This window comes from Microbacterium sp. zg-Y818, from assembly GCF_030246905.1.
GTDB lineage: Bacteria > Actinomycetota > Actinomycetes > Actinomycetales > Microbacteriaceae > Microbacterium.
In genome coordinates this window covers 3,012,957-3,037,261 of sequence record NZ_CP126741.1, presented here as the reverse complement: position 1 = coordinate 3,037,261, position 24,305 = coordinate 3,012,957, and the positions used below count along the sequence as shown (strand labels likewise).

21 protein-coding genes and 1 pseudogene are annotated in these 24,305 nt (G+C 68.8%); 17 read left to right on the top strand and 5 right to left on the bottom strand.

Going from position 1 to position 24,305, the window contains the following annotated elements:
* Positions 1-317 precede the first annotated feature (317 nt).
* Both QNO21_RS14345 and QNO21_RS14340 read right to left on the bottom strand, forming a co-directional pair.
* A pseudogene (locus QNO21_RS14345) lies at positions 318-488 on the bottom strand (cobalamin-independent methionine synthase II family protein); the annotation flags it as partial.
* 4 nt (positions 489-492) lie between these two features.
* Positions 493-1,503 (bottom strand): LacI family DNA-binding transcriptional regulator, encoded by a 1,011-nt coding sequence (locus QNO21_RS14340; RefSeq protein ID WP_257518503.1) that lies wholly within the window; start codon positions 1,501-1,503, stop codon positions 493-495.
* Between the two features lie 124 nt (positions 1,504-1,627).
* Between QNO21_RS14340 and QNO21_RS14335 the strand changes: the two genes are divergently transcribed.
* From QNO21_RS14335 to QNO21_RS14305, 7 genes are all read left to right on the top strand, one after another.
* The gene (locus QNO21_RS14335; protein ID WP_257518501.1) at positions 1,628-2,917 is read left to right on the top strand and encodes an ABC transporter substrate-binding protein; all 1,290 of its coding nucleotides are present in this window, start codon (positions 1,628-1,630) and stop codon (positions 2,915-2,917) included.
* A 10-nt stretch (positions 2,918-2,927) separates the two neighbouring features.
* Complete coding sequence (locus tag QNO21_RS14330) at positions 2,928-3,944, top strand: carbohydrate ABC transporter permease (protein ID WP_257518500.1); 1,017 nt, start codon at positions 2,928-2,930, stop codon at positions 3,942-3,944.
* Positions 3,941-4,834 (top strand): carbohydrate ABC transporter permease, encoded by an 894-nt coding sequence (locus tag QNO21_RS14325; RefSeq protein WP_257518499.1) that lies wholly within the window; start codon positions 3,941-3,943, stop codon positions 4,832-4,834. The genes QNO21_RS14330 and QNO21_RS14325 overlap by 4 nt, the downstream gene beginning before the upstream one ends.
* Before the next feature lie 70 nt (positions 4,835-4,904).
* A complete protein-coding gene (locus QNO21_RS14320; RefSeq protein WP_257518650.1) occupies positions 4,905-7,157 on the top strand; it encodes a beta-xylosidase/alpha-l-arabinosidase in 2,253 nt (750 codons plus the stop codon).
* Positions 7,157-8,353: a Gfo/Idh/MocA family protein gene (locus QNO21_RS14315; protein ID WP_257518498.1), complete on the top strand. Its 1,197-nt coding sequence runs from the start codon at positions 7,157-7,159 to the stop codon at positions 8,351-8,353. Before QNO21_RS14320 ends, QNO21_RS14315 begins: the two co-directional genes overlap by 1 nt.
* On the top strand, positions 8,350-9,051 hold the full coding sequence (locus QNO21_RS14310) for a ThuA domain-containing protein (protein WP_257518497.1): 702 nt from the start codon (positions 8,350-8,352) through the stop codon (positions 9,049-9,051). Before QNO21_RS14315 ends, QNO21_RS14310 begins: the two co-directional genes overlap by 4 nt.
* On the top strand, positions 9,030-10,115 hold the full coding sequence (locus QNO21_RS14305) for a Gfo/Idh/MocA family protein (RefSeq protein WP_257518496.1): 1,086 nt from the start codon (positions 9,030-9,032) through the stop codon (positions 10,113-10,115). Before QNO21_RS14310 ends, QNO21_RS14305 begins: the two co-directional genes overlap by 22 nt.
* Positions 10,116-10,327: 212 nt before the next feature.
* Here the strand turns inward: QNO21_RS14305 and QNO21_RS14300 are convergent, their stop codons facing one another.
* Positions 10,328-11,035 carry a FadR/GntR family transcriptional regulator gene (locus tag QNO21_RS14300; RefSeq protein WP_257514972.1) on the bottom strand — a complete coding sequence of 236 codons (708 nt, stop codon included), beginning with the start codon at positions 11,033-11,035 and terminating at the stop codon, positions 10,328-10,330.
* A 126-nt stretch (positions 11,036-11,161) separates the two neighbouring features.
* Here QNO21_RS14300 and QNO21_RS14295 point away from each other — a divergent pair, with 126 nt between their 5' ends.
* From QNO21_RS14295 to QNO21_RS14270, 6 genes are all read left to right on the top strand, one after another.
* Positions 11,162-12,412 (top strand): ABC transporter substrate-binding protein, encoded by a 1,251-nt coding sequence (locus QNO21_RS14295; RefSeq protein ID WP_257518495.1) that lies wholly within the window; start codon positions 11,162-11,164, stop codon positions 12,410-12,412.
* A gap of 62 nt (positions 12,413-12,474) precedes the next feature.
* The gene (locus tag QNO21_RS14290; protein ID WP_257514969.1) at positions 12,475-13,329 is read left to right on the top strand and encodes a carbohydrate ABC transporter permease; all 855 of its coding nucleotides are present in this window, start codon (positions 12,475-12,477) and stop codon (positions 13,327-13,329) included.
* Entirely contained in the window at positions 13,326-14,159 is an 834-nt protein-coding gene (locus QNO21_RS14285) for a carbohydrate ABC transporter permease (protein WP_257514968.1), read from the top strand. Before QNO21_RS14290 ends, QNO21_RS14285 begins: the two co-directional genes overlap by 4 nt.
* Positions 14,156-15,379 carry a mandelate racemase/muconate lactonizing enzyme family protein gene (locus QNO21_RS14280; RefSeq protein ID WP_257518494.1) on the top strand — a complete coding sequence of 408 codons (1,224 nt, stop codon included), beginning with the start codon at positions 14,156-14,158 and terminating at the stop codon, positions 15,377-15,379. The genes QNO21_RS14285 and QNO21_RS14280 overlap by 4 nt, the downstream gene beginning before the upstream one ends.
* A gap of 77 nt (positions 15,380-15,456) precedes the next feature.
* Positions 15,457-16,227, top strand: coding sequence for a fumarylacetoacetate hydrolase family protein (locus QNO21_RS14275; RefSeq protein WP_257518492.1), 771 nt, complete (start codon positions 15,457-15,459; stop codon positions 16,225-16,227).
* Complete coding sequence (locus QNO21_RS14270; RefSeq protein WP_257518489.1) at positions 16,224-17,687, top strand: aldehyde dehydrogenase (NADP(+)); 1,464 nt, start codon at positions 16,224-16,226, stop codon at positions 17,685-17,687. Before QNO21_RS14275 ends, QNO21_RS14270 begins: the two co-directional genes overlap by 4 nt.
* A gap of 226 nt (positions 17,688-17,913) precedes the next feature.
* Here QNO21_RS14270 and QNO21_RS14265 read toward each other — a convergent pair whose 3' ends face one another.
* Positions 17,914-18,960 carry a LacI family DNA-binding transcriptional regulator gene (locus tag QNO21_RS14265; RefSeq protein ID WP_257518488.1) on the bottom strand — a complete coding sequence of 349 codons (1,047 nt, stop codon included), beginning with the start codon at positions 18,958-18,960 and terminating at the stop codon, positions 17,914-17,916.
* 225 nt (positions 18,961-19,185) lie between these two features.
* Here QNO21_RS14265 and QNO21_RS14260 point away from each other — a divergent pair, with 225 nt between their 5' ends.
* Genes QNO21_RS14260 through QNO21_RS14245 form a run of 4 tightly spaced genes read left to right on the top strand, consistent with a single transcriptional unit; the run spans position 19,186 to position 23,296 of the window.
* Complete coding sequence (locus tag QNO21_RS14260) at positions 19,186-20,526, top strand: ABC transporter substrate-binding protein (RefSeq protein ID WP_257514962.1); 1,341 nt, start codon at positions 19,186-19,188, stop codon at positions 20,524-20,526.
* 3 nt (positions 20,527-20,529) lie between these two features.
* Positions 20,530-21,498, top strand: coding sequence for a carbohydrate ABC transporter permease (locus QNO21_RS14255; RefSeq protein WP_257514960.1), 969 nt, complete (start codon positions 20,530-20,532; stop codon positions 21,496-21,498).
* The gene (locus QNO21_RS14250) at positions 21,495-22,319 is read left to right on the top strand and encodes a carbohydrate ABC transporter permease (RefSeq protein ID WP_257514959.1); all 825 of its coding nucleotides are present in this window, start codon (positions 21,495-21,497) and stop codon (positions 22,317-22,319) included. Before QNO21_RS14255 ends, QNO21_RS14250 begins: the two co-directional genes overlap by 4 nt.
* Before the next feature lie 38 nt (positions 22,320-22,357).
* Positions 22,358-23,296 carry an alpha/beta hydrolase gene (locus QNO21_RS14245; protein ID WP_257518487.1) on the top strand — a complete coding sequence of 313 codons (939 nt, stop codon included), beginning with the start codon at positions 22,358-22,360 and terminating at the stop codon, positions 23,294-23,296.
* A 9-nt stretch (positions 23,297-23,305) separates the two neighbouring features.
* Here the strand turns inward: QNO21_RS14245 and QNO21_RS14240 are convergent, their stop codons facing one another.
* The gene (locus tag QNO21_RS14240; protein ID WP_257513587.1) at positions 23,306-24,301 is read right to left on the bottom strand and encodes a VOC family protein; all 996 of its coding nucleotides are present in this window, start codon (positions 24,299-24,301) and stop codon (positions 23,306-23,308) included.
* Positions 24,302-24,305: the final 4 nt, after the last annotated feature.

Below are 24,305 nucleotides of genomic sequence, written 5' to 3'. Positions count from 1 at the left end.
CCGGGTCTCCGGACGCGCTCGCCTGTCGCAAAGTGTCGCCTGGGAGCGCCCGCAGCGACATTCTGCGACAGGTGAGCGGTGCGGGGGCGGGGTGGGGGATGCCGCGCGCACCGGCATCCGCGCGCTCCTCGTGCTCGCCTGTCGCAAAGTGTCGGCTGGGAGCGCCCGCAGCGACATTCTGCGACAGGTGAGCGGTGCGGGGGCGGGGTGGGGGATGCCGCGCGCACCGGCATCCGCGCGCTCCTCCTGCTCGCCTGTCGCAAAGTGTCGCCTGGGAGCGCCCGCAGCGACATTCTGCGACAGGTGAGCGGCCCGGATCAGGCGCTCGCCGAGGCGCGACGGGCGCCCTCGCCCAGCGTCGCGAGCTTGGCCCACGCGATGTCGGGGTGGATGCGCCCGCCCAGACCGCAGTCGGTCGAGGCGATGACGCGGTCGGCGCCCACGATGTCGGCGAACCGGCCGATGCGCTGGGCGACGAGGTCCGGATGCCGGTCAGCGTCCGGGACCGGCCGGGGGAGCGGTCGTGCCCCGCACGACGAGGCGCGTGGGCAGCGTCACGTGCAGCTCGTCGCGGGTCTCACCTGCCAGCAGGGCGGCGACGAACTCGGCCGCGACCGCCCCGAGGCGGCGCATGGGCTGGGCGACGGTGGTGAGCGCCGGGTGCACACGGGAAGCCTCGGGCACGTCGTCGAAGCCGATCACGGAGAGATCCTGCGGAACGCGCAGGCCCAGCTCGCCGGCCACCTCGATCACCGCGAGCGCCGAGAGGTCGTTGGCGGCGAACACCGCAGTGGGGCGCTCCCGCTGCTGCAGCAGCGCGAGGGCCTGCTCGCGCACGATCTCGGGCTGGTAGAGCCCGACGCGTACGAGTGAGGGGTCGGCGGGGATGCCGGCTTCGCGCAGCCCGGCCCGGTAGCCGGCGTCGCGCGCTTCGGAGGAGCGCAGGTCGGGTCGCCCTGCGATGAAGCCGATGCGGCGGTGGCCGAGCTGCACGAGGTACTGCATCGCGTGCAGCGCCCCGCCGTAGCTGTCCGACTCCACAGTCGGCAGGTCGGCGCGGCCGCTGTGGGGGTCGACGGCCACGATCGGCACCTCGCTGGTGACGCCGATGACCGTGGGGGTGACCATGATCGCGGCGTCGATGAGCGTTCCGCTCAGGCGGCTGAGGGAACGCCGCTCCCAGCCGGCGCTGCCGCCCTGACGCGAGCCGCTGTAGGCGAGCAGGTCGTAACGCGAGTCGCGCAGCGCCGCACCGACGCCCTTGAGCACCTCGGCGCTGAACGGCTCGAAGTCGGCCACCAGCACGCCGATCACCCCGGTTCGGTGCGAGCGCATGCTGCTGGCCACGAGAGACGACTCGTAGCCGAGTCGCTCCACCACATCGAGAACGCGCGCGACGGTGTGTTCGGCGACGCCGTACCTGCCGTTGACGGCTTTGGACACGGTCGACACCGAGACGCCGGCTGCAGCGGCGACGTCGTGGATCGTTGCTCGACGGGACATTGCCCCGATCCTACGCATGGAAAAGGATTTCGAAAACGTTTGACAGGGTTTCGAGGTCGCGTGAGACTTGTCACGAACCCGGGTCATGATGATGCGGGTGCGCCCACTCAAAGAGGAGAATCACATGATTGCGAAGAGGACGCTCGCAGCCGCAGCAGCTGTCACAGCCGGTGTGCTCGCCCTGGCCGGCTGTTCTGGCAGCGGGGGAGGTGCCGGCGAAGACGGCGACGTCGAGATGACGCTCTGGCACAACTCCACCACCGGCCCCGGCAAGGAGTTCTGGGACCAGACGGCCGCCGCATTCTCGGAGGAGAACCCCGGCGTCACCATCAAGGTGCAGGTCGTGCAGAACGAAGAGCTCGACGGCAAGCTGCAGACCGCGCTGAACTCCGGCGACGCGCCGGACCTGTTCCTGCAGCGCGGTGGCGGCAAGCTCGCCGCCATGGTCGCTGCGGGCCAGATCAAGGACATCACCGACGCGATCTCCGACACCGCCGCCGAGGAGATCCCCGACACGACGCTCGACAACCTGCGTGTCGACGACAAGCTCTACGGCATGCCCGTCGCCGTGCTTCCGGGCGGCATGTTCTACAGCCAGCAGGTGTTCGATGCTGCAGGCATCACCGAGGCCCCCACCACGATCGACGAGATGAGCGCCGCCGTCGAAGCCCTCAAGGCCAGTGGCGTCGAGCCCATCGCGCTCGGTGGCAAGAACGCCTGGCCGGCCGCGCACTGGTACTACTTCTTCGCCCTGCGCGCCTGCAGCCCTGACACGATGGCCACCGCGGCCGAGGAGATGGACTTCAGCGACCCGTGCTGGCTCGAAGCCGCCGAGAACCTCGACGCCTTCGCGCAGACCGAGCCCTTCAACCAGGGCTTCCTCACGACCGAGGCCCAGCAGGGCGCCGGTTCGTCGGCCGGCCTCATCGCGAACCGCCTCGCGGGCATGGAGCTCATGGGCGCCTGGAACCCCGGCGTGATCGCCGGACTCACCCCGGACGAGAAGCCGCTGCCCGACCTGTCCTGGTTCCCCTTCCCCGAGGTGCCCGGCGGTGAAGGTGAGCCCGGCGCGATCCTCGGCGGCATCGACGGCTACTCCTGCTACGTCGACGCTCCTGACGCGTGCGTGGACTTCCTGAACTACCTGGCCACCGCCGAGGTGCAGGAGGCGTACTACGACGCCTTCGACGCCCCGCCGGTGAACACCGTGGCCCAGGAGGCCGTCACCGAGCCGTACCTGATCCAGATCATCGAGGCCTACAACGAGGCCCCGTTCGTCTCCCAGTGGCTCGACACCATCTACGGCCTCAACGTGGGCAACGCGCTGAACGTCGCGGTCGTGGACATGCTGGCCGGCAACAGCGGCCCGGAGCAGCTCGTCGACGCGGTCAACGCGGCCGCAGCGAAGGGCTAGGAATTCGCACATGTCTGTTCGCGGGAACTCGTTGACGGATCGCAACACATCCGCCGAGCTCGCGCAGCCGAGCGGGGGCGACACGAAGGTGTCGTCCCCGCCCGTGCGGCCGCGGCGCAAGGGGATCGGCTGGGCCGGACGTCTGGAGATCGCGATCCTGGTGGGGCCGGCGCTGCTGGTCTTCTTCGGGTTCGTGATCTTCCCCGTCATCGCCGCCGCCTATTACGGTTTCTTCCGGTGGCAGGGCTACGGCCCGCCCACCGACTTCGTGGGGTTCAACAACTACCTGCTGATCCTGCAGGACCCCGCGTTCCACGCGGCCCTCAGCCACAACGCGTTCATCGTGGTGATGTCGCTCGTGCTGCAGGGGCCCGCGGCGCTGCTGGTCGCGCTTCTGCTGAACCGCCGCATGCGCGGTCAGTCGATCATCCGCGTGCTGATCTTCGTGCCCTACGTCATCGCCGAGGTCGTCGTCGGAGTCGGCTGGAGCCTCATGCTGCAGCAGCGCGGCGCTGTCAACGGCTTCCTCGAGAACGTCGGTCTCGGCGGGCTCGAGCAGGACTGGCTCGCCAACCCCGACATCGCCATCTGGACCCTGATGGCGATCATCACCTGGAAGTACTTCGGCTTCGCCGTCATCCTCTTCCTCGCCGGGCTCCAGGGCATCCCCGAGGAGCTGTCCGAGGCGGCCGCCATCGACGGCGCCTCGTTCTGGCAGACGCAGTGGCGCATCACCGTGCCGCTGCTGGGGCCGACCCTGCGCATCTGGGCGTTCCTGTCGATCATCGGCTCGCTGCAGCTGTTCGACCTCGTCTACATCATCTGGGGCCAGTACGTCGCCTCGACCGCGGGCACGTCCACGATGGCGACCTACATGGTCTCCGAGGGCCGCAACTCCGGGAACTACGGCTACGGCAGCGCCGTTGCTGTCGTCCTGTTCCTCATCTCACTGGTCGTCGCACTGATCTACCAGCGCTTCGTCCTGCGCCGCGACACCGCAGGCGCCCTCACGGGAGGTAAGCGATGACCGCCACAGCCCTCATCACCACGACCCCGCCCGACGAGCCGCTGCTCAAGCCGGGCCGCAAGCCCAAGGAGAAGCTGCCCTGGGGCAGCCCGGTGGTGTACTTCATCGCCCTGGTGGTCATCGCCGTCATCCTCGTGCCGGTCGCGTACATCATCCTCGGCGGGTTCCGCACGAACGCGCAGATCACCGCCGATCCGTCGGGGCTGCCCAACCCCTGGAACTTCGGGAACTACCTCGACGTGCTCACCGGGTCGATGTTCTGGCGGCAGGTGCTCAACTCCGCCATCGCCGCCCTGTCGACCACGGCGGGCGCGGTCATCCTCGGACTCATGGCCAGCTACGTGCTCGCGCGCTACCGCTTCCGCGGGCGGGGCGCGCTGTACGCGATGTTCGCCGCTGGACTGATGTTCCCCATCACTGTGGCCATCACGCCGCTGTACATCGTGGTGCGCGACCTCGGTCTCATGAACTCGCTGCCGGGCATCATCCTCCCGCAGATCGCGTTCGCCCTGCCGACGACGATCATCATCCTGGTGCCGTTCCTCAAGGCCATTCCGGACGAGATCGAAGAGGCCGCCTTCATCGACGGCGCCAGCCGCATCGGGTTCTTCTGGCGCATGGTGATTCCGCTGGCGCTTCCCGGCGTCATCACGACCGGCATCCTGGCGTTCATCGGCAGCTGGAACAGCTACCTGCTGCCGCTGTTCATCCTCAACAACGAGGCGACCTACACGCTGCCCCTGGGTGTGCAGGCCTTCTCCTCGCAGTACTCCGTCGACACGGCGCGGGTGCTCGCCTTCACCTCGCTGTCGATGATCCCCGCCCTGGTCTTCTTCAGCCTGTTCGAGCGCCGCATCGTCGGCGGTCTGACCGGCGCCGTTAAGGGCTGACGTTCCCGAATTTAGGAGTACCCCCGTGGACACCCCCGTTTCGGCGCGCGTGCGCGCCCTGCTCGAGAGCATGACCCTCGACGAGAAGCTGGCCCAGCTCGTCGGTTACTGGGTCGACCAGGGTGAGGAGGTCGTGGCGCCCATGGCGGGCGAGATGGCGACGAGCACCCGCTACGACGAAGCCGCCAAGCACGGGCTGGGTCACCTCACCCGCGTCTACGGCACCCGTCCGGTCGATCCGGTCGAACGTGCGCAGTGGCTGTGGGCCGAGCAGCGTCGCCTCCAGCAGGAGACCCGGCTGGGCATTCCCGCGATCGTCCACGAAGAGAGCCTCACCGGGCTCGCTGCCTGGAAGGCGGCCACCTTCCCGACGCCGCTCGCGTGGGGTGCGGCGTTCAACCCCGAGGCGGTCGAGCGGATGGGCCGCCTCATCGGCGAGTCGATGCGCGAGCTCGGCATCCATCAGACCCTCGCACCGGTGCTCGACGTCATCCGCGATCCGCGCTGGGGGCGGGTCGACGAGTGCATCGCCGAGGATCCGTTCGTCGTCGGCACGATCGGCACCGCGTACATCCGCGGCATGCAGGATGCCGGCGTGCACGCGACGCTCAAGCACTTCGTGGGGTACTCGGCCTCGCAGGCCGGGCGCAACCACGCTCCCGTGCACGTCGGTGAGCGGGAGCTGCGCGATGTCTTCCTGCCGCCCTTCGAGATGGCGGTGCGCGAAGCCGGGGTGCGCTCGGTGATGAACTCCTACGCCGAGATCGACGGGATGCCGGTGGCGGCCGACCCGCGCCTGCTCACCGACCTGCTGCGCGGCGAGTGGGGCTTCGACGGCGTCGTGGTCTCGGACTACTTCGCCGTGGCGTTCCTTCACACCATGCACGCGATCGCCGCCGATCGCGGCGAAGCCGCGGCACTCGCGCTCGAGGCGGGCATCGATGTCGAGCTGCCCACCGGCGACGCGTATCTCGAGCCACTGGCCGAGCGCGTGCGCGCCGGCCTGTTCCCCGAGGCGCTGGTCGATCGCTCGGTGCTGCGTGTGCTCGCGCAGAAGGAGGAGCTGGGGCTTCTCGATGAGACGTTCGAGGCCCCGCCGACGACGATCGACCTCGACTCGCCCGCGCACCGCGAGGTGGCGCTGGAACTCGCCGAGCAGTCGGTGGTGCTGCTGGCCAACGACGGCGTGCTGCCGCTCGTGGCCCCACGTCGCATCGCGGTGATCGGCCCGAATGCCGACGATTCGCGGGCACTGTTCGGCTGCTACTCCTTCGTCAACCACGTGCTGGCCCACCACCCCGGCACCCCTGCGGGCTTCGAAGCCCCGACCGTGCGCGAGATGCTGGCAGAGGAGTTCGCGGGGGCCGAGATCTGCTTCGCCGTCGGCAGCGACGTCGAAGGCGACGACCGGTCGGGCTTCGCGGATGCTGTGGCCTCGGCATCCGGCGCCGATGTCGCGGTCGTCGTGGTCGGCGACCGCGCGGGGCTCTTCGGTCGGGGCACCGTGGGCGAGGGCAACGACGTCGAGAGCCTCGATCTGCCGGGCGTGCAGCGCGAGCTGGTGGAAGCAGTGGTCGCGACCGGCACCCCGGTGGTGATGGTGCTGCTCACGGGGCGGCCGTACGTGCTCGACTGGGCGCTGGACGGTTCGGTCTCGGCCGTCGTGCAGGCGTTCTTCCCCGGTGAGGAGGGCGCGCGGGCGCTCGCCGGCATCGTGTCGGGACGGGTTGCACCCTCGGGCCGGCTGCCGATCTCGTTGCCGCGCGGCGGCGGCGCGCAGCCCTACACCTACCTGCACCCCATCCTCGGGGGACCCAACGACATCACGAGCGCCGACAGCACGCCGCTGCGGCCCTTCGGCTTCGGGCTCACGTACACGACGTTCGTCCATGAGGATCTGTCGGTCGACGACGAGGTCCCCACCGATGGGGACATCGTCGCGAGCGTGCGCGTGCGCAACAGCGGCGATCGCGCCGGTGTCGACGTGGTGCAGCTGTACGGGCGCGACGTGTACGCTAGCGTCACCCGTCCGGTGGCCCAGCTGCTGGCCTACCGGCGCGTCGCGCTGCAGCCCGGGGAAGAAGCGCTGGTCACGTTCCGCGTGCCCGCGGCGCAGCTCGCGTTCACCGGCCGTGCCATGCGTCGCATCGTCGAGCCGGGCGAGGTCCGGCTGTGGGTCGGACGTGACTGCGAGACGCAGGAGGCGACGGCGACCACGCATCTCACCGGCCCCGTGCACGAAGTCGCCGTGCAGCAGGCCGGCCGCGTGAGTGTCGACGTGCGGGTCGTCGAGCCCCGGAGCGCGGTCGTAGAGTCGGTGTGATGACGACGACGACCGACCGGCCCCTGCGGGTCGCGCTCATCGGAACGGGCTTCATGGGGCGCATGCACGCGCACGCGTGGCGCACCGCCCACCGCTTCTTCGACCTGCCCGCCAGGCCTGAGCTGACCCTGCTGGTCGGGCGTGACCCCGAGCGCACGGCGGCCGCGGCCGACACGTTCGGTTTCGCGGAGTCCGCGGGCGATTGGCGTCAGGCCATCGAGCGCGCCGACATCGACGTGGTGGACATCTGCACCCCCGGCGACACCCACGCCGAGATCGCGCTGGCGGCGCTGGCAGCCGGCAAGCACGTGCTGTGCGAGAAGCCGCTGGCCAACGACGTGGCCGAGGCCGACCTCATGGTCGCGGCCGCCGAGCGCGCCGGTGCCGAGGGCGTCGTCAGCATGTGCGGGTTCAGCTACCGCCGTACCCCCGCGCTGGCGCTCGCGCGCCGGCTGGTCGAGGACGGCCGCATCGGGCAGGTGCGCCACGTGCGTGCTCAGTACCTGCAGGACTGGCTGAGCGACCCCGACGCCCCCTTCACCTGGCGGCTCGACAAGGACCGCGCCGGCTCCGGCACCCTCGGAGACATCGGCGCCCACAGCATCGACACCGCGCAGTGGCTGACCGGCGACGCCATCGCCGGGGTCAGCGCGATCATGCGCACCTTCGTTCCGACGCGTCCCGTGCTTGACGAACAGGTAGGGCTCGGCGGGCGCGCCCAGGCCGACGCAGCCCGGCAGACCGTCACCGTCGACGACGCCGCGGCGTTCACGGCCCGGTTCGCCGGTGGGGCGATGGGGGTCTTCGAAGCGACGCGCCTGGCGACGGGGCATCGCAACTCCAACCGCATCGAGATCAACGGCGACCGCGGCTCGATCGCATTCGACTTCCGGGCGATGAACGAGCTCGAGTTCTACGACGCGTCCGACCCCGCCGGCGAGCAGGGGTTCCGCCGCATCCAGGCCAACGAGCCCGAGCATCCCTACGCCGACGCGTGGTGGCCGGCCGGCCACGGGCTCGGATACGAGCACCTGTTCACGCACCAGATCGTCGACCTCGTGCGTGCGATCGCCGGGGGTACTCCGGTCTCTCCCAGCTTCGCGGACGCCGCCCGCGTGCAGCGGGTGCTCGCCGCGGTCGAGCGCAGCGCCGCGCAGGACAGTCTGTATGTCACCGTCGAAGGAGAGAATCCGTGACCGCACGCACCGCACTCGTCGTTCGGGGAGGCTGGGAAGGTCACCACCCCGTCGAGGCGACCGACTTCTTCCTCCCCTTCCTCGAGCAGAGCGGCTTCGACGTGCGCGTCGAGGACTCCAACGAGATCTACGCCGATGACGAGGTGATGGCATCCACCGACCTCATCCTGCAGTCGGTGACGATGTCGGAGATCTCCCGCGAGGCGTTCAACGGGCTCAAGGCGGCGGTCGAGCGCGGCACGGGACTCGCCGGCTGGCACGGCGGCATCGCGGATTCGTACCGCAACAGCTCCGACTACCTGCAGCTCATCGGCGGCCAGTTCGCCACCCACCCCTCGAAGCACCCCGACCAGTGCTCGGGCGACCAGTCCGACAACTACCTGCCCTACACCGTCGAGCTCACCGATCTGGGGCGGGAGCACGAGATCATGGCGGGGCTCGACGACTTCTCGCTGCACACCGAGCAGTACTGGGTGCTGCACGACGACCTGATCGACGTGCTGGCGACCACCACGCACCCGGTGCAGCCGTACCACCCCTGGCATCGTCCCATCACGTCCCCCGCAGTGTGGACGCGCCTGTGGGGCAAGGGGCGCATCTTCGTGGCCACCCCCGGGCACAGCCTGGACGTGCTGCAGGACGACAACGTCCGCACCATCATCGAGAGGGGCATGCTGTGGGCCAGCCGCACGGCATAGGGATAATCGGCCTGGGAGTCATCTCCCGGCAGTACCTCGAGACGCTTGCCGGGCTTGAGGGCGTCCGCATCGTGGCAACGGCGGACCTGGACCAGGGCCGTGCCGCAGCGGTGGCCGCCGAGATCCCCGGATGCCGCGCGCTCACCGTCGATGAACTTCTCGCCGACCCGGCCGTCGACACCGTCATCAACCTCACGATCCCCGCCGCCCACGCGGACATCGCTCTCGCCGCCCTCGCCCACGGCAAGGACGTCTACGGCGAGAAGCCGCTCGCGGCGACTCTCACCCAGGCCAAGGCGATGATGGATGCCGCCGGCGACCACTGGGTCGGCGGTGCCCCCGACACCGTGCTCGGCACCGGCATCCAGACCGCCCGCGCCGCCGTCGAGGCCGGCGACATCGGCCGCCCCGTCTCGGCGGTGGCGACCTGGGTCTCGGGCGGCCACGAGTCGTGGCATCCGCACCCCGACTTCTACTACCGCGACGGCGGGGGACCGCTGTTCGATATGGGGCCGTACTACCTCACGTCGCTCGTTCACCTGCTGGGCCCGGTGGTGCGGGTCAGCGGCGCATCGTCACGCACCCGCGACACGCGACGGATCGGCTCCGGCCCCCGCACGGGCGAGATCATCCCCGTCGAGATCGACACCCACGTCACCGGTGTGCTCGAGCACTCCAGCGGCGCGCTGTCGACGGTGACCTTCAGCTTCGACGCCGTGGGAACGACGGCGGCGCCGATCGAGGTGCACGGCGAGGAGGGGTCGCTGAGCGTCCCCGACCCGAACACCTTCGCCGGCGAGGTGCGCCTGCGCCGCCGCGGCGAGTCGGAATGGACCACGCTGCCCGATGCCGGTGGCTACGTCGGGGCCGGCCGCGGCATCGGCGTCATCGATCAGGTGCGCGACGGCGAGGGGCGTGCGAGCGGTGAACTGGCCCTTCACGTGCTCGAGATCATGACCGCGCTCACCGACTCCGCCCACACCGGCCAGCACGTGACGCTGAGCACGACGGCGCGGCTGCCGTCCGTCGTGCCGCTCACCCCGCAGGAGGAATGGCGCCGCTGACCCGCGGCGGGTGCCGCCCCGCGCGGTGAGCGCTGCTCCGGTGTCGCGAATGGTCGGTGCCGCGCCCGGGCATTGTGCGGAAGTGACACCGGAGCGGCTCAGGCGTCGGTCGGCGGGCGCGGGCGCTGCTCAAGTGTCGCGAATCGCGGGTGCCGCCCCGGGGGATGGTGTGGAAGCGACACCGGAGTGGCTCGTCGGGTGATGTGCGGCGGTCAGGTGCTGACGTGCTGGAACGGTGGTTCGCCGCCCCGGAGATCTTCACCCGACTCCCGGATGGCGTGCCGCATGGCTCGCTCCGCGGCGGCGGGGTCGCCGGCGATGACTGCCTCGAGCACGGCGCGATGGTCGGGGACAGGGTCGAGCCAGGTGCCCGAAGGATGGTGCTGGATGCGGTTGCGCGCGTCCAGCGCGTGGATCACCACGACGTCAAACCGCATCATCAGCTCGTTGTGGGTCGCCTTCAGCAAGCTCAAGTGGAACGACTTATCGGCCGCATCGAGGAGCCCGACGTCGGAGCCCGCCCGCTCGAACTGAGCGAAAGCCGCCTCGAGCGCTGCGATGTCCTCGAGGTCGCGATGGGCTGCCGCCAGACGCGCTGACGTCGGCTCGATCATCTCGCGCAACTCGGAGAGCTCGGACAGTAGGCGGTCGTCGTCGCGACGCACCTCGCGACGCCACATGATGACGTCGCTGTCGAGGAGCTTCCATGCGCTTCGCTCTCGCACTGTCGTGCCGCGCCGGGGTCGGGATTCGACCATGCCCTTCTCCCGGATCACGCGGAGGGCCTCCCGCATGGCCGTCTGGCTCGCCCCGAACTGCGGCGCGAGCGCCTCCACCTCCACCCGGGTTCCGGGCGGCCAGTCCCCGCGCACGATGCGCAGCCCCAGCTGTTCTACGAGGGCATTGTGCAGGTCGGCCATCCTGGAACTTTATCCTTCGCAGCCATCCACACCAATATTGCGTATATGCCCAATGTTAGTAATAATACGTGGAACCGAGGCGCCGCTGATTCGCCTCAGATCGATCGTTTACGAAGGAGTAAGCCGATGCACGCAACCCCTCGCCCTCGCCGCGCCCTCTTCCTGGCGGGTGCAGCCACCACCGCGCTCATCCTGACCGGGTGCTCCGGCGGGGCGGAGGAAGCGGAAGGCCCCGTCACCCTCACCTTCGCCGCCTCCACGTTCGGCGATCCCGGGCTGGGGCCTCGTCTTCAGGCGTTCGTCGATGAATTCAATGCGAGCCAGGATGGCGTCATCATCGAGCCGGCATCCGTGCCCTTCCCCACTTTCGGCCAGACCGTCCTCACCCAGATGGGAGGCGGCGAGGGCCCCGATCTGGTGCGCTTCGACATGCCGGAGTTCTCCACCGCTGCGGCCGCGGGCCTTCTCGAGCCGCTGGACGACGTCATCGACGCCGCGGAGCTCGGTCTGCAGCCCGGCCCGGATGAGTACCTCTTCGTCGACGACGCCCGCTACGGCGTGATTCACGACACCTCGAACTACGTGATGTTCTACAACGCGGACCTCGTCCCCGAGCCCCCGACGACGTTCGACGAGTTCCTGGCGACGGCGCAGGCGACCACCCAGGGCGACGTGTACGGTCTCGCTTTCCGCCAGACCCAGGCGGAGGAGAACGGCGTGTGGCAGGACATCTTCAACTACGTCTACGGTTTCGGCGGTCAGTGGTCGGACGGTGAGAACCTCACGCTCGATGACCCGAAGAACATCGAAGGTCTCGAGGCCTTCCAGACCATGTACGACGCCGATGTCATCCCCAAGGGCGCGGATGCGGCTACGTTCCGCCGCATGTTCGCCCAGAACCTCGTGGGCATGGAGCTGAACAACGGCGGCTACGTCGTCGCCACCAAGGGTACGAATCCGGACCTGAACTTCAGTGTCGCTCCCATCCCGTTCCCGGTGCGCGCGCAGGGTGCGATCATGGCTCCCATCGTCGTAAACGCGAACAGCGAGTACAAGGAAGCCGCGTACACCTACATCGAGTGGATGCTGCAGCCCGAGCAGCAGCAGAAGCTACAGGAAGCCCTCGGCGCGGCGAGCATGGCCACCCCCACCGAGCGCAGCGCGGAATCGCTCGAGGAAATGCCGTTCCTGACCGTTTTCGACGAGCTGACGAACACCAGCGCTCCCCAGATCGTGGTCGGGTTCGGCCCGCAGACCCCGGAGATCCGCAGCATCGTCGTGCGCGAGGTCATCGCGGCCCTTCAGGGTCAGCAGACCATGCAGGAGGCCATGGAGCGGGCGCAGGCCGAGGCTGAGGGGATCGTCGGGGCGCCGTGACCGTCGCCGCCACGCGGCGGGGCAGGAGACGCAGTCCGCTGGGCAGTAAGTGGACTCCCTACTTGTTCCTCGCCCCTGCCGCGCTCTACATCATCGTCTTCCAGGTGATCCCGCTGCTCCAGGAGATCTATCTGAGCTTCACCCGGACGACCCTGCTGAACCCCACGCGCAGCGAATGGGTGGGGCTGGCGAACTATGCTCATGTCTTTTCGAGCGCATCGTTCCGCCAGACGCTTCTGACCACGGGTGTCTACGTGGTCGCCTGCGTTGTCGGCGCCGTCGGGGTAGGTCTGCTCGTCGCGCTGCTGCTCAACGGCAAGTTCCCCGGTCGCGGGGTCGCGCGTGCTCTGATCACCGTCCCATGGGCGGCGCCCGGCATCGCCACCGCGTTGATCGCGGTGTGGATGCTGAACCCGCAGTACGGCATCGTCACCCGCATCCTGAGGGCGCTCGGGGTGCCGGTCGGCGCCGGTGGGGTGCTCGATGATCCCGCATGGGCGCTGCCGGCGATCCTGGCCACCACCGTGTGGCAGCTCTTCCCCTTCGTGTGTGTGGTGATCCTCTCCGCGCTGCAATCGGTGCCCGCCGAACTGATCGAGGCCGCGGAGATGGACGGCGCGGGCCGGCTGTGGACATTCCGCGTCGTCACCTGGCAGGTCATCAAGCCGACTGTCGGACTGCTGGCTCTGCTCATGACGATCTGGTCGCTGCGGCGGTTCGAGCTGATCTGGCTGATGACACGAGGAGGACCGCTGGGCTCGACCCGCACCCTCGTGATCGATCTGTACGCAGAGGCGTTCGACGCCCAGCGCCTCGGCACGGCCGCAGCGATCGGGATGGTGGGCGTGCTCATCTCACTGATCGTCATCGCCGGAAGCCGTTTCGTCGGCCGTGCCGCTGAGAGGACCCCGCGATGATCCGACGATTCCGTCTCGGCGTGACCGCGCGCATGCTCATCGTGCTCGTGGCGCTCGGCCTGGCAGTCTTTCCGATCTACTGGATGTTCACGACCGCGCTCACCAGTGACGCCGACCTGTTCGGCAGCCAGCCCCGCCTCGTGCCGGACTTCTCCCAGTTCGGCGTCTTCATCGAAGCGGTGACCGAGGGGCGAACGTTGCGATGGCTTCTCAACAGCACGGTGGTGGCCACGGGCACGACGCTGCTCGCGCTTCTGCTCGGCATCCCGTTGGGATATGCGCTGTCGCGCTTCTCCTTCTGGGGGAAGGCCGGTCTGGCGCTCCTGCTGCTCTTCACGCAGATGCTTCCGGAGGCGCTGCTCGTCGTTCCGCTGTTCTCGCTGTTCCGCCGCTTCGATCTGCTTGATTCGCTGCCCGGGCTGGTGTTGGCGAACACCGCGTTCGTCCTGCCCATCGTCGCGCTCATCCTCAAGGGCGCGATCGACGGCGTGCCGCGGGAATTGGAGGAAGCAGGGAGGGTCGACGGCGCGCGCCCGCTGGGCGTTCTGCTGCGCATCAACCTCCCGCTGATCGCTCCCACGATCGCCGCCGCGGCGGTCATCGCCTTCTTCCACGCGTGGAACGAGTACGTGTTCGCGGTGACGTTCATCTTCAGCCGCGAAATCCAACCCGCCTCGGTGGGGCTGGCAGGGTTCGTCGGCGAGCAGGGCACCGCCCTGCAGACCATCATGGCTGTCGCCTTCCTCTTCACCCTTCCGGCCGTGGTCTTCTACCTGTTCGCACAGAAATACGTCGTCGGTGGCATGACCGCCGGGGCGGTGAAGGGATGATGTTGAGAATCACCGACCTCGAAACCGTTGTGGTGGACTTCTACCGCACGAACTTGGTTTTCGTGCGACTGCACACAGATGAGGGCCTCGTCGGGGTCGCGGAGGCGACCCTGGAAGGGCAGGAGCACGCCATCCGCGGCGCGGTGAAGATCCTCGCGGAAGCTGTGCGAGGCAAGGACCCGTCACGCATCTCGCACCTGATCTACGAGCTGCACCGCGACGGTTACTGGCGTGGCGGACCGGTCACGATGACGGCGCTGAGTGCGCTGGAGACGGCGCTGTGGGATGTGAAGGCCCGCGCGCTCGGCGTTCCGGTATACGAACTGCTCGGCGGCAGGTACCGCGACCGTGTGCGCGCCTATGCCAACGGGTGGTTCTCGGGGGCGGTGACGCCGGCCGACTTCGCCGAAGCCGCCGTCGCCACGGTGGAGCAGGGTTTCCGCGGCCTGAAGTGGGACCCGTTCGAAGCAGCGGACCTCACCGTCAGCGCCCGCGACCTGAGCCGCATGCTCGAGCCGGTCGCCGCCGTTCGCGAGGCCGTCGGCGATGGCGTGGAACTCTTCATCGAGGGTCACGGTCGCTTCGACGTGCCCACTGCCATCCGTGTATCCCGTGCGCTCGAACCCTTCCAGCCAGTGTTCTTCGAGGAGCCGAGCCCTCCGGACGGCATCGACGCGCTGGTGGAGATCCGTACGAAGTCACCGGTTCCCATCGCCGCAGGTGAACGCTGGTTCGGTCGGCATGCCTTCGCGCCCGTCCTGGCGCGCGGAGCGGTCGACTACATCCAGCCCGACGTCACCCATGCGGGAGGGCTCTCAGAGCTGAGCTTCCTCTCTACGCTCGCCTCGGTGCACTACGTGCCCTTCGCGCCTCACAATCCGAGCGGGCCGCTGAGTACCGCTGCAACGCTGCAGCTGGCGGCTGCGCTGCCGAACTTCCGCTACCTCGAGATCATGGCTGTCGACGTCCCGTGGCGAACCGAGATCTCCGATGAACAGCTCCTGCTGACGCCGGAGGGTGACGTGATGATCCCCGACCGGGTCGGACTGGGCATCACCCTAGATCTTGATGCGATCGCCGAGCACCCGTACTCGCCGCATCCGATGCGGTTGTTCAACGACGCGGTGGCGGATATACGACCGGACGACGCCCGGTCGTACTTCCATCGTGCTGACGTCACCGGCCCGGGGGCGGTCCTCGCCCACGAAAGGAGCGCGTGATGCGACTGTGCCGACGCGATGACGGAGCCGTCCTGAGGGAAACGGGAGGGCTCTGGTCCCGCCTCCCGGCGGACTCCATGGCCGAGCTTCTCAGACTGACGCGCGCAGAACTGCAGGCGCTGCTCAGCTCAGACCTTCCGCCCACGGAGCCGGGTCGCTTGATCGCGCCCGTGGACGGGCGGACGGAGATCTGGGCGAGCGGGGTCACCTACCTGCGTTCACGCGCCGCCCGCATGGCGGAGGCGGCGGTGCCCGACGTCTACGACCGCGTATACGAGGCCGACCGCCCCGAGCTCTTCTTCAAGAGCGTCGCCTGGCGGGTGGGTACCGACGGCGATCCGGTCGGCATCCGTGACGACTCGGCCTGGGACGTCCCCGAGCCGGAGCTGGCCGCCGTCGTCAACGCTTACGGAGAGATCGTCGCCTACTCGATCTGCAACGACATGTCCTCTCGGTCGATCGAGGGTGAGAACCCGCTCTACCTGCCACAAGCCAAGGTCTATGCCGGCGCGTGCGCTGTGGGCCTGTTTCTGCGACCGGCGTGGGAGGTGGACCACGGCGACCTGACTATCCAGGTGAGCATCGAACGTGACGGACGGGTGGTGTTCGCCGACCAGACGTCGACCGACCAGCTCGCGCGCCCAGTGGACACGCTGGTGTCCTACCTCTTCCGGGGCGACGTCTTCCCAGACGGTGCGTGGCTCTCGACGGGGACGGGCATCGTCCCGCCGGAAGAGTTCTCGCTGCAGAGCGGGGATGTTGTCGACATCGAGATCAGCGGGCTGGGACGCCTGCGTAATCCGGTGGTGCGTGGTCTCGCCCACTGGGGGGAGGGACGGAGTCTATGAGCGCGGACACCACTGTCGAACAGGTCGGCGCGCACGCCGCTGCTGCGCACGACGTGTTCCCGGCTTACGCCGCTGCGCCTGCAGCGGCACGTGCGGGATTGCTGGAATCGATCGCCGCCGGCATGGAGAGCCGCAGCGAGGCGTTGGTGGAGATCGCTGCCGCAGAGACCCACATGCCTCCACAGCGGTTGGCGGGCGAAGTCGTCCGGACGGCGTATCAGCTGCGCGCATTCGCCCATCTGGTCCGCTCCGGGCGCCATCTCCACGCCGTCGTCGAGCACACCGATCCTGATTACCCCGTCGGCGGTCCGGCTCCCGACCTGCGCTCGATCAACCGTCCCGTCGGCCCGGTCGCCGTGTTCGCCGCAAGCAATTTCCCCTTCGCATTCAGCGTGGCGGGCGGCGACACCGCCTCCGCCTTGGCCGTCGGGTGCCCGACCATCGTCAAGGCGCATCCGGGCCACCCGCGCCTGTCCGAGGCGACGGCCGAGATCGTGCACGAGGCGGTCCGATCGGACGGCTTCGCCCCCGCTGTCTTCAGCATGGTGCACGGAGAACAGGCGGGGATCCGGCTGCTTCAGCATCCGGCGATCCGCGCAGCGGCGTTCACCGGTTCGACCGTCGGGGGGAGGGCACTGTTCGACGTGGCCGCGCGGCGGCCGGATCCCATCCCCTTCTTCGGAGAGCAGGGGAGCCTGAACCCGGTGTTCGTGACGGTCGAGGCTGCACGCGCGCACGTCGAAGATCTCGCCACCGCCTTCGTGGCCTCGTACACGCTGGGCAACGGCCAGCTCTGCACGAAACCGGGTCTGGTGTTCGTGCCGCAAGGGTCCGGTTTCGCGGAGCGCGCGGCCGCTGCTGTCGACGGGGTGGGGCCTGCCCGCCTGCTCAATGAGCGCATCCGCTCCGGCTACGAGGCGGTCGGTGAGACGTTCACCGAAGTTGCCGGAATCGACGTCCTCCGCACCGGCAGCGCCGATCTCGACGAGGTTCGCCCGGCCCTGTTCCGCGCGTCGATGCAGACATTCCTCGCGCACAGCGAGGCATTGGCCGAGGAACGATTCGGCCCCAGTGCGCTCGTGGTCGAGTACGACGATCCGTCGGATCTCCTCCGTGCAGCACGTGCCGTGGGCGGCACGCTGACGGCCACCGTGCAGGCGTCGTCGTCGATGGACGGGGGAATCCGCGAGCTTGTGGACGAGCTGGCCCTGCACGCCGGGCGCCTGGTCTACGACGGCTGGCCCACCGGGGTGATCGTGTCTCCCGCGATGGTGCACGGCGGCCCTTACCCCGCGACGACCTCACCCGGTTTCACCTCGGTGGGTGCTCGCGCCGTCGAACGGTTCTTGCGCCCCATCGCCTACCAGGGGTTCCCCGACGACATGTTGCCGGACGCCCTCTCCGAACACCGGGCGGGTGACGTCCCGAGAGAAGTCGACCTGGGTCGGCTCCTGCGCTGACCGGAGCAGCTCCGCGCTGGTAGCAAGCGGACCCGCGCGGGTGCGAGCGCTCCTCGAGTGTCGCGAATGGCGGGTGATGTGCGCGGGGACAGTACGGAAGTGACACCGGAGCGGCTCCCCGGGGGTGGCTCCTCCCCGGGGGCGGCTCCCCGGGGCGGCTCCGTGGAGCGGTTCGCCGGAGCGGCTCCGTGGGTGACACGTGGCGGGCGCACGGGCCGAGCGCGTCTCACCCCGGCGGCGCAGTGCCTCCGCTGACGTGAGCGGGGTGGCCCGGCGGGCCCACCGAACCTCTGATGCGCGCCGGCATGCGCAGCCGCTCGACCGGATTCTCTTCGGGGAGGGCCTCATCCAGCAGCAGCTCGATGGCGCGCTGGCCGAGTTCATGGTGGGGGATGGCGAAGGTGGTCAGCCCCGGGTGCAGCCAGCCGGCGAGCTGGTGATCGTCGAACGACACGATCGACATGTCCGACGGCACGGTCATGCCTGCCTCCTGCAACGCCTGGTAGGCACCGAAGGCGAGCCGGTCGTTGAAGGTGATGAGCGCCTCGTGCCGCACGCCCGTCGCCAGCAGCCGGGCGGTCGCCTTCCAGCCGTCCTGTGGCAGCCACACCTGGCACAGGTGCCCGCTGGCCGGCGCCAGTCCGGCATCCGCCAGGGCATCGAGGATGCCGGCGAGACGCTCGCGCCCGGCGACGGTCTGCGCAGGAACGTCGGCCTGCTCCGGCCCGGCGCCGATCAGGTGCACGCGCTCGTGGCCGGCGCGCAGCAGCAGCTCCACTGCGTCGCGTCCCGCCGTGTACTCGTCGGGGATCACCGCGCGCACCGTTCGTGCGCGTTCGGGCAGCGCGTTGAGCAGCACCGCTGACTGACCCTTCAGATTCGACGGCAGCGGCCGCTCCCTCGTGAACATCGACGCGATCACGAAGCCGTCGACCTGCCGGTCGAGCATGGCTTCGATGATGCGCTCCTCTTCATCGAGGTCGCCTTCGGATTCCCCGATGAAGAGCATGTACCCGTTGCGGTGCGCATGGCCGAGGGCGCCCTTGATCATGTCGCCGGCGAGCTGCGAGGTGGCGATGGTGTCGGAGATGAAACCGATCGTGCGGCTGGAGCCGCGTCGCAACTCCGACGAGACGACGTTGGGGCGGTAGCCGAGTTCGGATGCCACCAGGCGCACCCGCTCCTGCGACGCCGCGGAGATGCGCAGCTCGTCGCCGCGATCTGACAGGACGAGGGATGCCGTGGTGCGCGAGACTCCGGCTGCGCGGGCCACGTCGGCCAGCCTGACTCTTCCTCGACCCACAGCCTCTCCGTTCCGCGACGATCCTATCCGCGCACCCGCCCGCCCCCCGGCCGCTCGGGCCGTTGACAAAGGTCGGGCACGCAGAGCATCATGACATTGCTAACGCGATTTAGCACGTTTTCCCGACGTTTCGCGCCCTGACTGCACCATCCACGATGAAGGGAGACACCGGTGTCTCGATCACAGGATCTTCGAATGCGTCCCCTGGCAGTGGCGGGGGTTCTGCTCGCCTCGGCTTTCGCCGTCACGGCGTGTGCGCCGCCCGGGGGGACCGCGGCCCCCGAGCAGTCCGAGAGGCCCGACTTCGCCGACGGGGCGCCCACCTGCGGCGACGAGGACGTCGAGCTCAGCATGTACGCCGAGACGGGCTTCCCCTTGCCGAGCGTGCTCGCGGAGGAGTTCACCGAGCAGTACCCCAACGTGACCTTCGACATCCGCGAAGACCAGTTCGCCGTCCTCACCCAGAACGCGCCCCGCGTGCTGCAGGACTCGCCGCCGGACCTCATGCGCCTGCCGCAGATGTCGGAGCTCGCGTCGGGCGGCCTGCTGATGGACCTGGACCCCTACGCCGAGGCGTTCGGCTGGACCGACTGGCCCGAGTCGCAGCTCGAGCAGCTGCGGGTGGACGACGAGGGGCGCCGCGGCGACGGTCCGCTCTACGGCATGGGGTTGAACTTCTCGATGACGGGGGTGTTCTACAACACCGCGCTCGCCGAGCAGATCGGCATGACCCAGGCTCCGCGCACCCTCGAGGAGTTCGACGGCTACCTGCAGGCAGCCAAGGATGCCGGCATCACCCCCATCGCCCAGTTCAACGGGGGTGCCACGGGCGGACTGCTCTTCCCGCTGCAGGGGTTGATGGCGTCGTACGGTGAGACCGCGCCGATCAACGACTGGATCTATCAGAAGGCGGACGCGACGATCGACACCGACGCGAACCTCGCCGCCGCAGAGCATCTGCAGCGCTGGGTGGAAGCGGGTTACTTCGCCCCCGACGTCAACTCGATGGACTACTCGCAGATGATGAGCCGCTTCATCGGCGGCGAGAGCCTGTTCATCTTCAGCGGCGACTGGGAATCGGGCAACCTCGACACTCAGATGCCCGGGGGAGCGGGGTTCTTCCTGATGCCACCGCTCGAAGAGGGCGGCGCGCAGGGGGCGATGTCGGCGCCGCTGACATATGGCATCTCGGCGTTCGCCGAGAACCCGGACTGCGCCGCGTTCTTCTTCGACTGGGTCGCGACCGACGAACAGGCACGTACCATCACCGTCGAGGTCGGCGGCTCGCACCCGATGGGACCGGCGAACGCGTTCATGCCCGAGGTGGCCGAGGGCTCCGTCACGGAGGCCACGCTGAAGGCAGGCACCGCGATCAATGAGCAGAACGGCGCGATGGACTTCATCGCCAACGCCACAGGCGGCATCTACGCCCAGAGTTGGACGCCGAACGTCCAGCGGCTTGTCGCCGGTGAAGTGGAGGCCGCCGAGCTGCTGAGCGCTGTGCAGGCGGACTACGAGAACGAACTCGCCGACTGACGGATGTCCACCTCTGAGCAGGCTGCAGCGCCGCCGCGCCCCGACGGCGCTGCAGCCGGTCGCGGGCCGTCGGCCGCCCGGCGAAGGACCTTGCGCAGGCGGCGCTGGTCATGGTCGGTTGCCGCCTATGTGCTGGTTCTGCCGGCCGCGGTGTTCTACATCGCCTTCGTGCTGGTTCCGATCGTGCGGTCGGTGCAGTATTCGATGTACCGGTGGGACGGCATAAGGCCGGCGACGTGGGCGGGGTTCGCGAACTACGTCGAGGTGTTCAACAACGCCACCCTGGTCGGGTCGATCCTCAACGCCTTCGAACTGATCCTGTATTTCAGCATCGTGCCGGTGGTCATCGGTCTGTTCGCCGCGAACCTCATCCGTGCCATCGCCACGAGCAGGCTCGCGACCGTCGCGCGCACGGTCCTCTTTCTCCCACAGGTCATCCCCTTGGTGGCGGCGGGCATCATGTGGACCTGGCAGCTGTCCACCGACGGCATGGTCAACCAGCTGATGAAGCTGGTGGGACTGGGCGGGCTCACGCGGGCGTGGCTCGGAGACACCCAGACCGCCTTGCCGGCGGTGGGCGTGATCGGTGCCTGGGTGCAGCTGGGGCTGTGCCTGCTGCTGCTGCTGGCGGGCATGACGAAGATCGACCCGGCCCTGTACGAGGCCGCGCGGATCGATGGGGCGGGGCCGGTGCGGGAGTTCTTCTCCATCACCTTGCCGAGCTTGCGACAGGAGATCGCGGTGGCGCTGACCGTCACGGTGATCTCGGCGCTGGCCAGCTTCGACATCATCTACATCTCGACCCAAGGAGGGCCGGCCAACAGCACGCTCGTGCCCGGCCTGCAGATCTATTACCTGGCGTTCTTCGAGCGTGAGATCGGCACCGCGTCAGCGCTGGCGATCGTGCTGATGGTGCTGGTGCTGCTCGTGGTGCTGCCGATGCAGCGGATCCTGAGAGGACGCGACGGATGATCGTCTCCGCACGCGAGACCTGGCTCGGGCGGGCGCTGCTGATCCTTCTGATGGTCATCACGATCCTCCCGTTCGTGAGCCTGTTCATCACCGCACTGCACGAACCGGGAACGTATCCGGGCGGTCTGGTGTGGCCGGCCCAGCCGCACTGGGACAACTTCGTGCTGGCTTTCCAATCCGCGCGGATGCTGGAGCTGCTGTGGTCCAGCGTTCTCATCGAACTCGGCGTGGTGCCCGTTGCGCTGCTGATCGCGACGCTGGCGGGCTTCGCCCTGGGCCATCTCAAGCCGTTCGCCGGACGGATCGTGTTCATCGCGTTCATTCTGGGTTTGACGCTGCCGTTCGAGGGCATCATCGTGCCGCTGTACTACCAGATGAGGGATCTCGGGCTGCTCAACACCCGATGGGCGATCATCCTCCCGCTGATCGGCTTGTTCATGCCGTTCGCGGTGACCTGGATGCGCGCGCACTTCGTCAACATGCCCGAGGACGTCTCCGAAGCGGCACGCATCGACGGCGCGACGACCTGGCAGCTGTTCTGGCGCATCCATGTGCCGCTGTCCGTCCCCGCGCTCTCTTCGCTCGCGATCCTGCTGTTCCTGTGGACCTGGAACCAGTTCCTGCTCGCCGTCGTGCTCGTGGACGACCCGACCAAGCGCACGATGGCCGGTGCGCTGGGCGCTTTCCAAGGGCAGTGGGGCACCGACGTCCCGCTGCTGTGCGCCGGATCGCTGCTGATCCTCACTCCGACGCTGCTGGTGTTCCTCGTCTTCCAGCGCCAGTTCGTCGCCGCGCTGCTGCAGGGCTCGGTGAAGGGATGAGGGAAGGCCCGGGGGCGCCCCCGGCGTTCGATCCGGACGTGGCGCACGCGCTGCGCACCACCGACGACGTGGTCACCTCGCTGCGCCCCGAGGGCATAGCCGAGCTGCGCGAGCGGGCGGTGCCACCGAGCGAGTACGAGATCACGCTCGGCGGGAGCCTGGCGCTGACCCGCCACCTCGTCCCGGCGGGGGACGCCCCCGGCATCGCGCTCCTGCTCCTGCGTCCTCGCAGGCGCGGCGCGCGCCTGCCGGTGCTCTATCACGTGCACGGCGGCGGGCTCGTGGTCGGCTCCGCGGCCGACGATCTGCCTGCCCTGGCCGGGACGGCTCAGGACCTCGGGCTCGCCGTGGCATCCATCGAGTATCGCCTTGCGCCGGAGTTCCCCTACCCCGTGCCTGTGGAGGACGTCTACCGAGGGCTGGTCTGGTTGATGGAGCACGCCGATGCGCTGAGCCTCGACCCCAACCGTGTCATCGTCGGTGGCATCAGCGCCGGTGGCGGGCTGGCGGCGGCCACGGCGCTGCTCGCCCGGGATCGCGGCGGACCATCGCTGCTGGGACAGCTGCTGGTGTGCCCGATGCTCGATGACCGCAACGACTCGGGCTCGGCAGACCAGATGGCGGGCGTCGGCGCGTGGGACCGCGTGGCCAACGAGACGGCGTGGAACGCCTACCTCGGTGCCGACCGCGACGACGTGGCGATCTACGCCTCGCCCGCCCGAGCGAGCGATCTGTCGAATCTCCCGCCCATGTTCCTCGATGTCGGATCGGCTGAGACCTTCCGTGACGAGGTGGTCGCCTATGCGGCTCGGTCCTGGGCCTGCGGAGGCGACGCGGAGCTGCATGTCTGGCCGGGCGGCGCACACGGATTCGATGCGCTGGCCCCCGATGCCGAGATCAGTCGCCGCGCCCGCGCCGCTCGGGCGGAGTGGCTCCGTCGACTGCTCGACCGCAGCGGTGCCGCGGCACTGCGCTGACCCGCGGCGTCAGAGTTCGCCCGCGAGCGCCCGGCGATCCAGCTCCTCTTGATCCTGCACATACGGAGTGCCGTGGGTGTGGAAGGTCGGGATCGTCTTCATCCCCCACGCCTGTCCCTTGGCGCGCTCGGCCTGGGACCACTCGACGGTCGGCCAGTCCGGGTCCAGCAGCAGGCGGGCGCCGGCGTTGGCCAGCTCGATCCGGTTGCCACCCGGCTCCCAGACGTAGAGGAAGAACGTCTGGTTGATCGCGTGCTTGTACGGCCCGTACTCGATGTACACCCCGTTTTCGAGAAAGATGTCGGCGGCTTTCAGGATGTCCTCGCGGGTGTCCGGTGCGAGGGCGAAGTGGTGGAACCGGCCCCGCTGCTTCGTCCAGTCGTCGGAGTAGACCACGTCGTAGGACTTCTGGTTGAACCGGAACCATCGGGCGCCGTAGCCACCGGCATCCAGTCGCACCCGCTCGGACTCGCGCGCGCACATGACGTCGCTCCAGAACTCACCCGCCGCCGTCACATCGGCGGCGAGGTAGTTGATGTGGTCCATCCTCCGGGTGTTCACCCCACGGCCGGGAAAGGCCGACGCCTGATTCTTCAGCGCTGGGCGGTCCTCGTCGTCAGGGACGTACAGCTCGGTGTCGTAGTGCAGGGCCATGAGGTGCCCGTCCGGGTCCTCGAACTCGTAGGAGCGCCCCACTCCCACCTCGGGATCGCGCCAGCCGTGACCCAACCCGCTGCGTTCGATCGCCGCAACCCGCCGCTCCAGGGCTTCGGGTCCCGAGGCCCGGTAGAGCGTGCGGCCGACGCCGTTGGTGTCCGAGGCGGTGAGCTTGAGGGTGTAGAGCTGGTACTCGTCCCAGCAGCGCAGGTAGGCCGAGTCGCCGATGCGGGCGACCTCGCGCATCGCGAGGAGGTCGCGGAAGAAATGCAGGCTCTCCTCGAACTTGGGGGTGAACAGCTCCACGCCACCCAGGTGGGCGATGTCGAAGTTCTCACTGGTGGCCATGGGG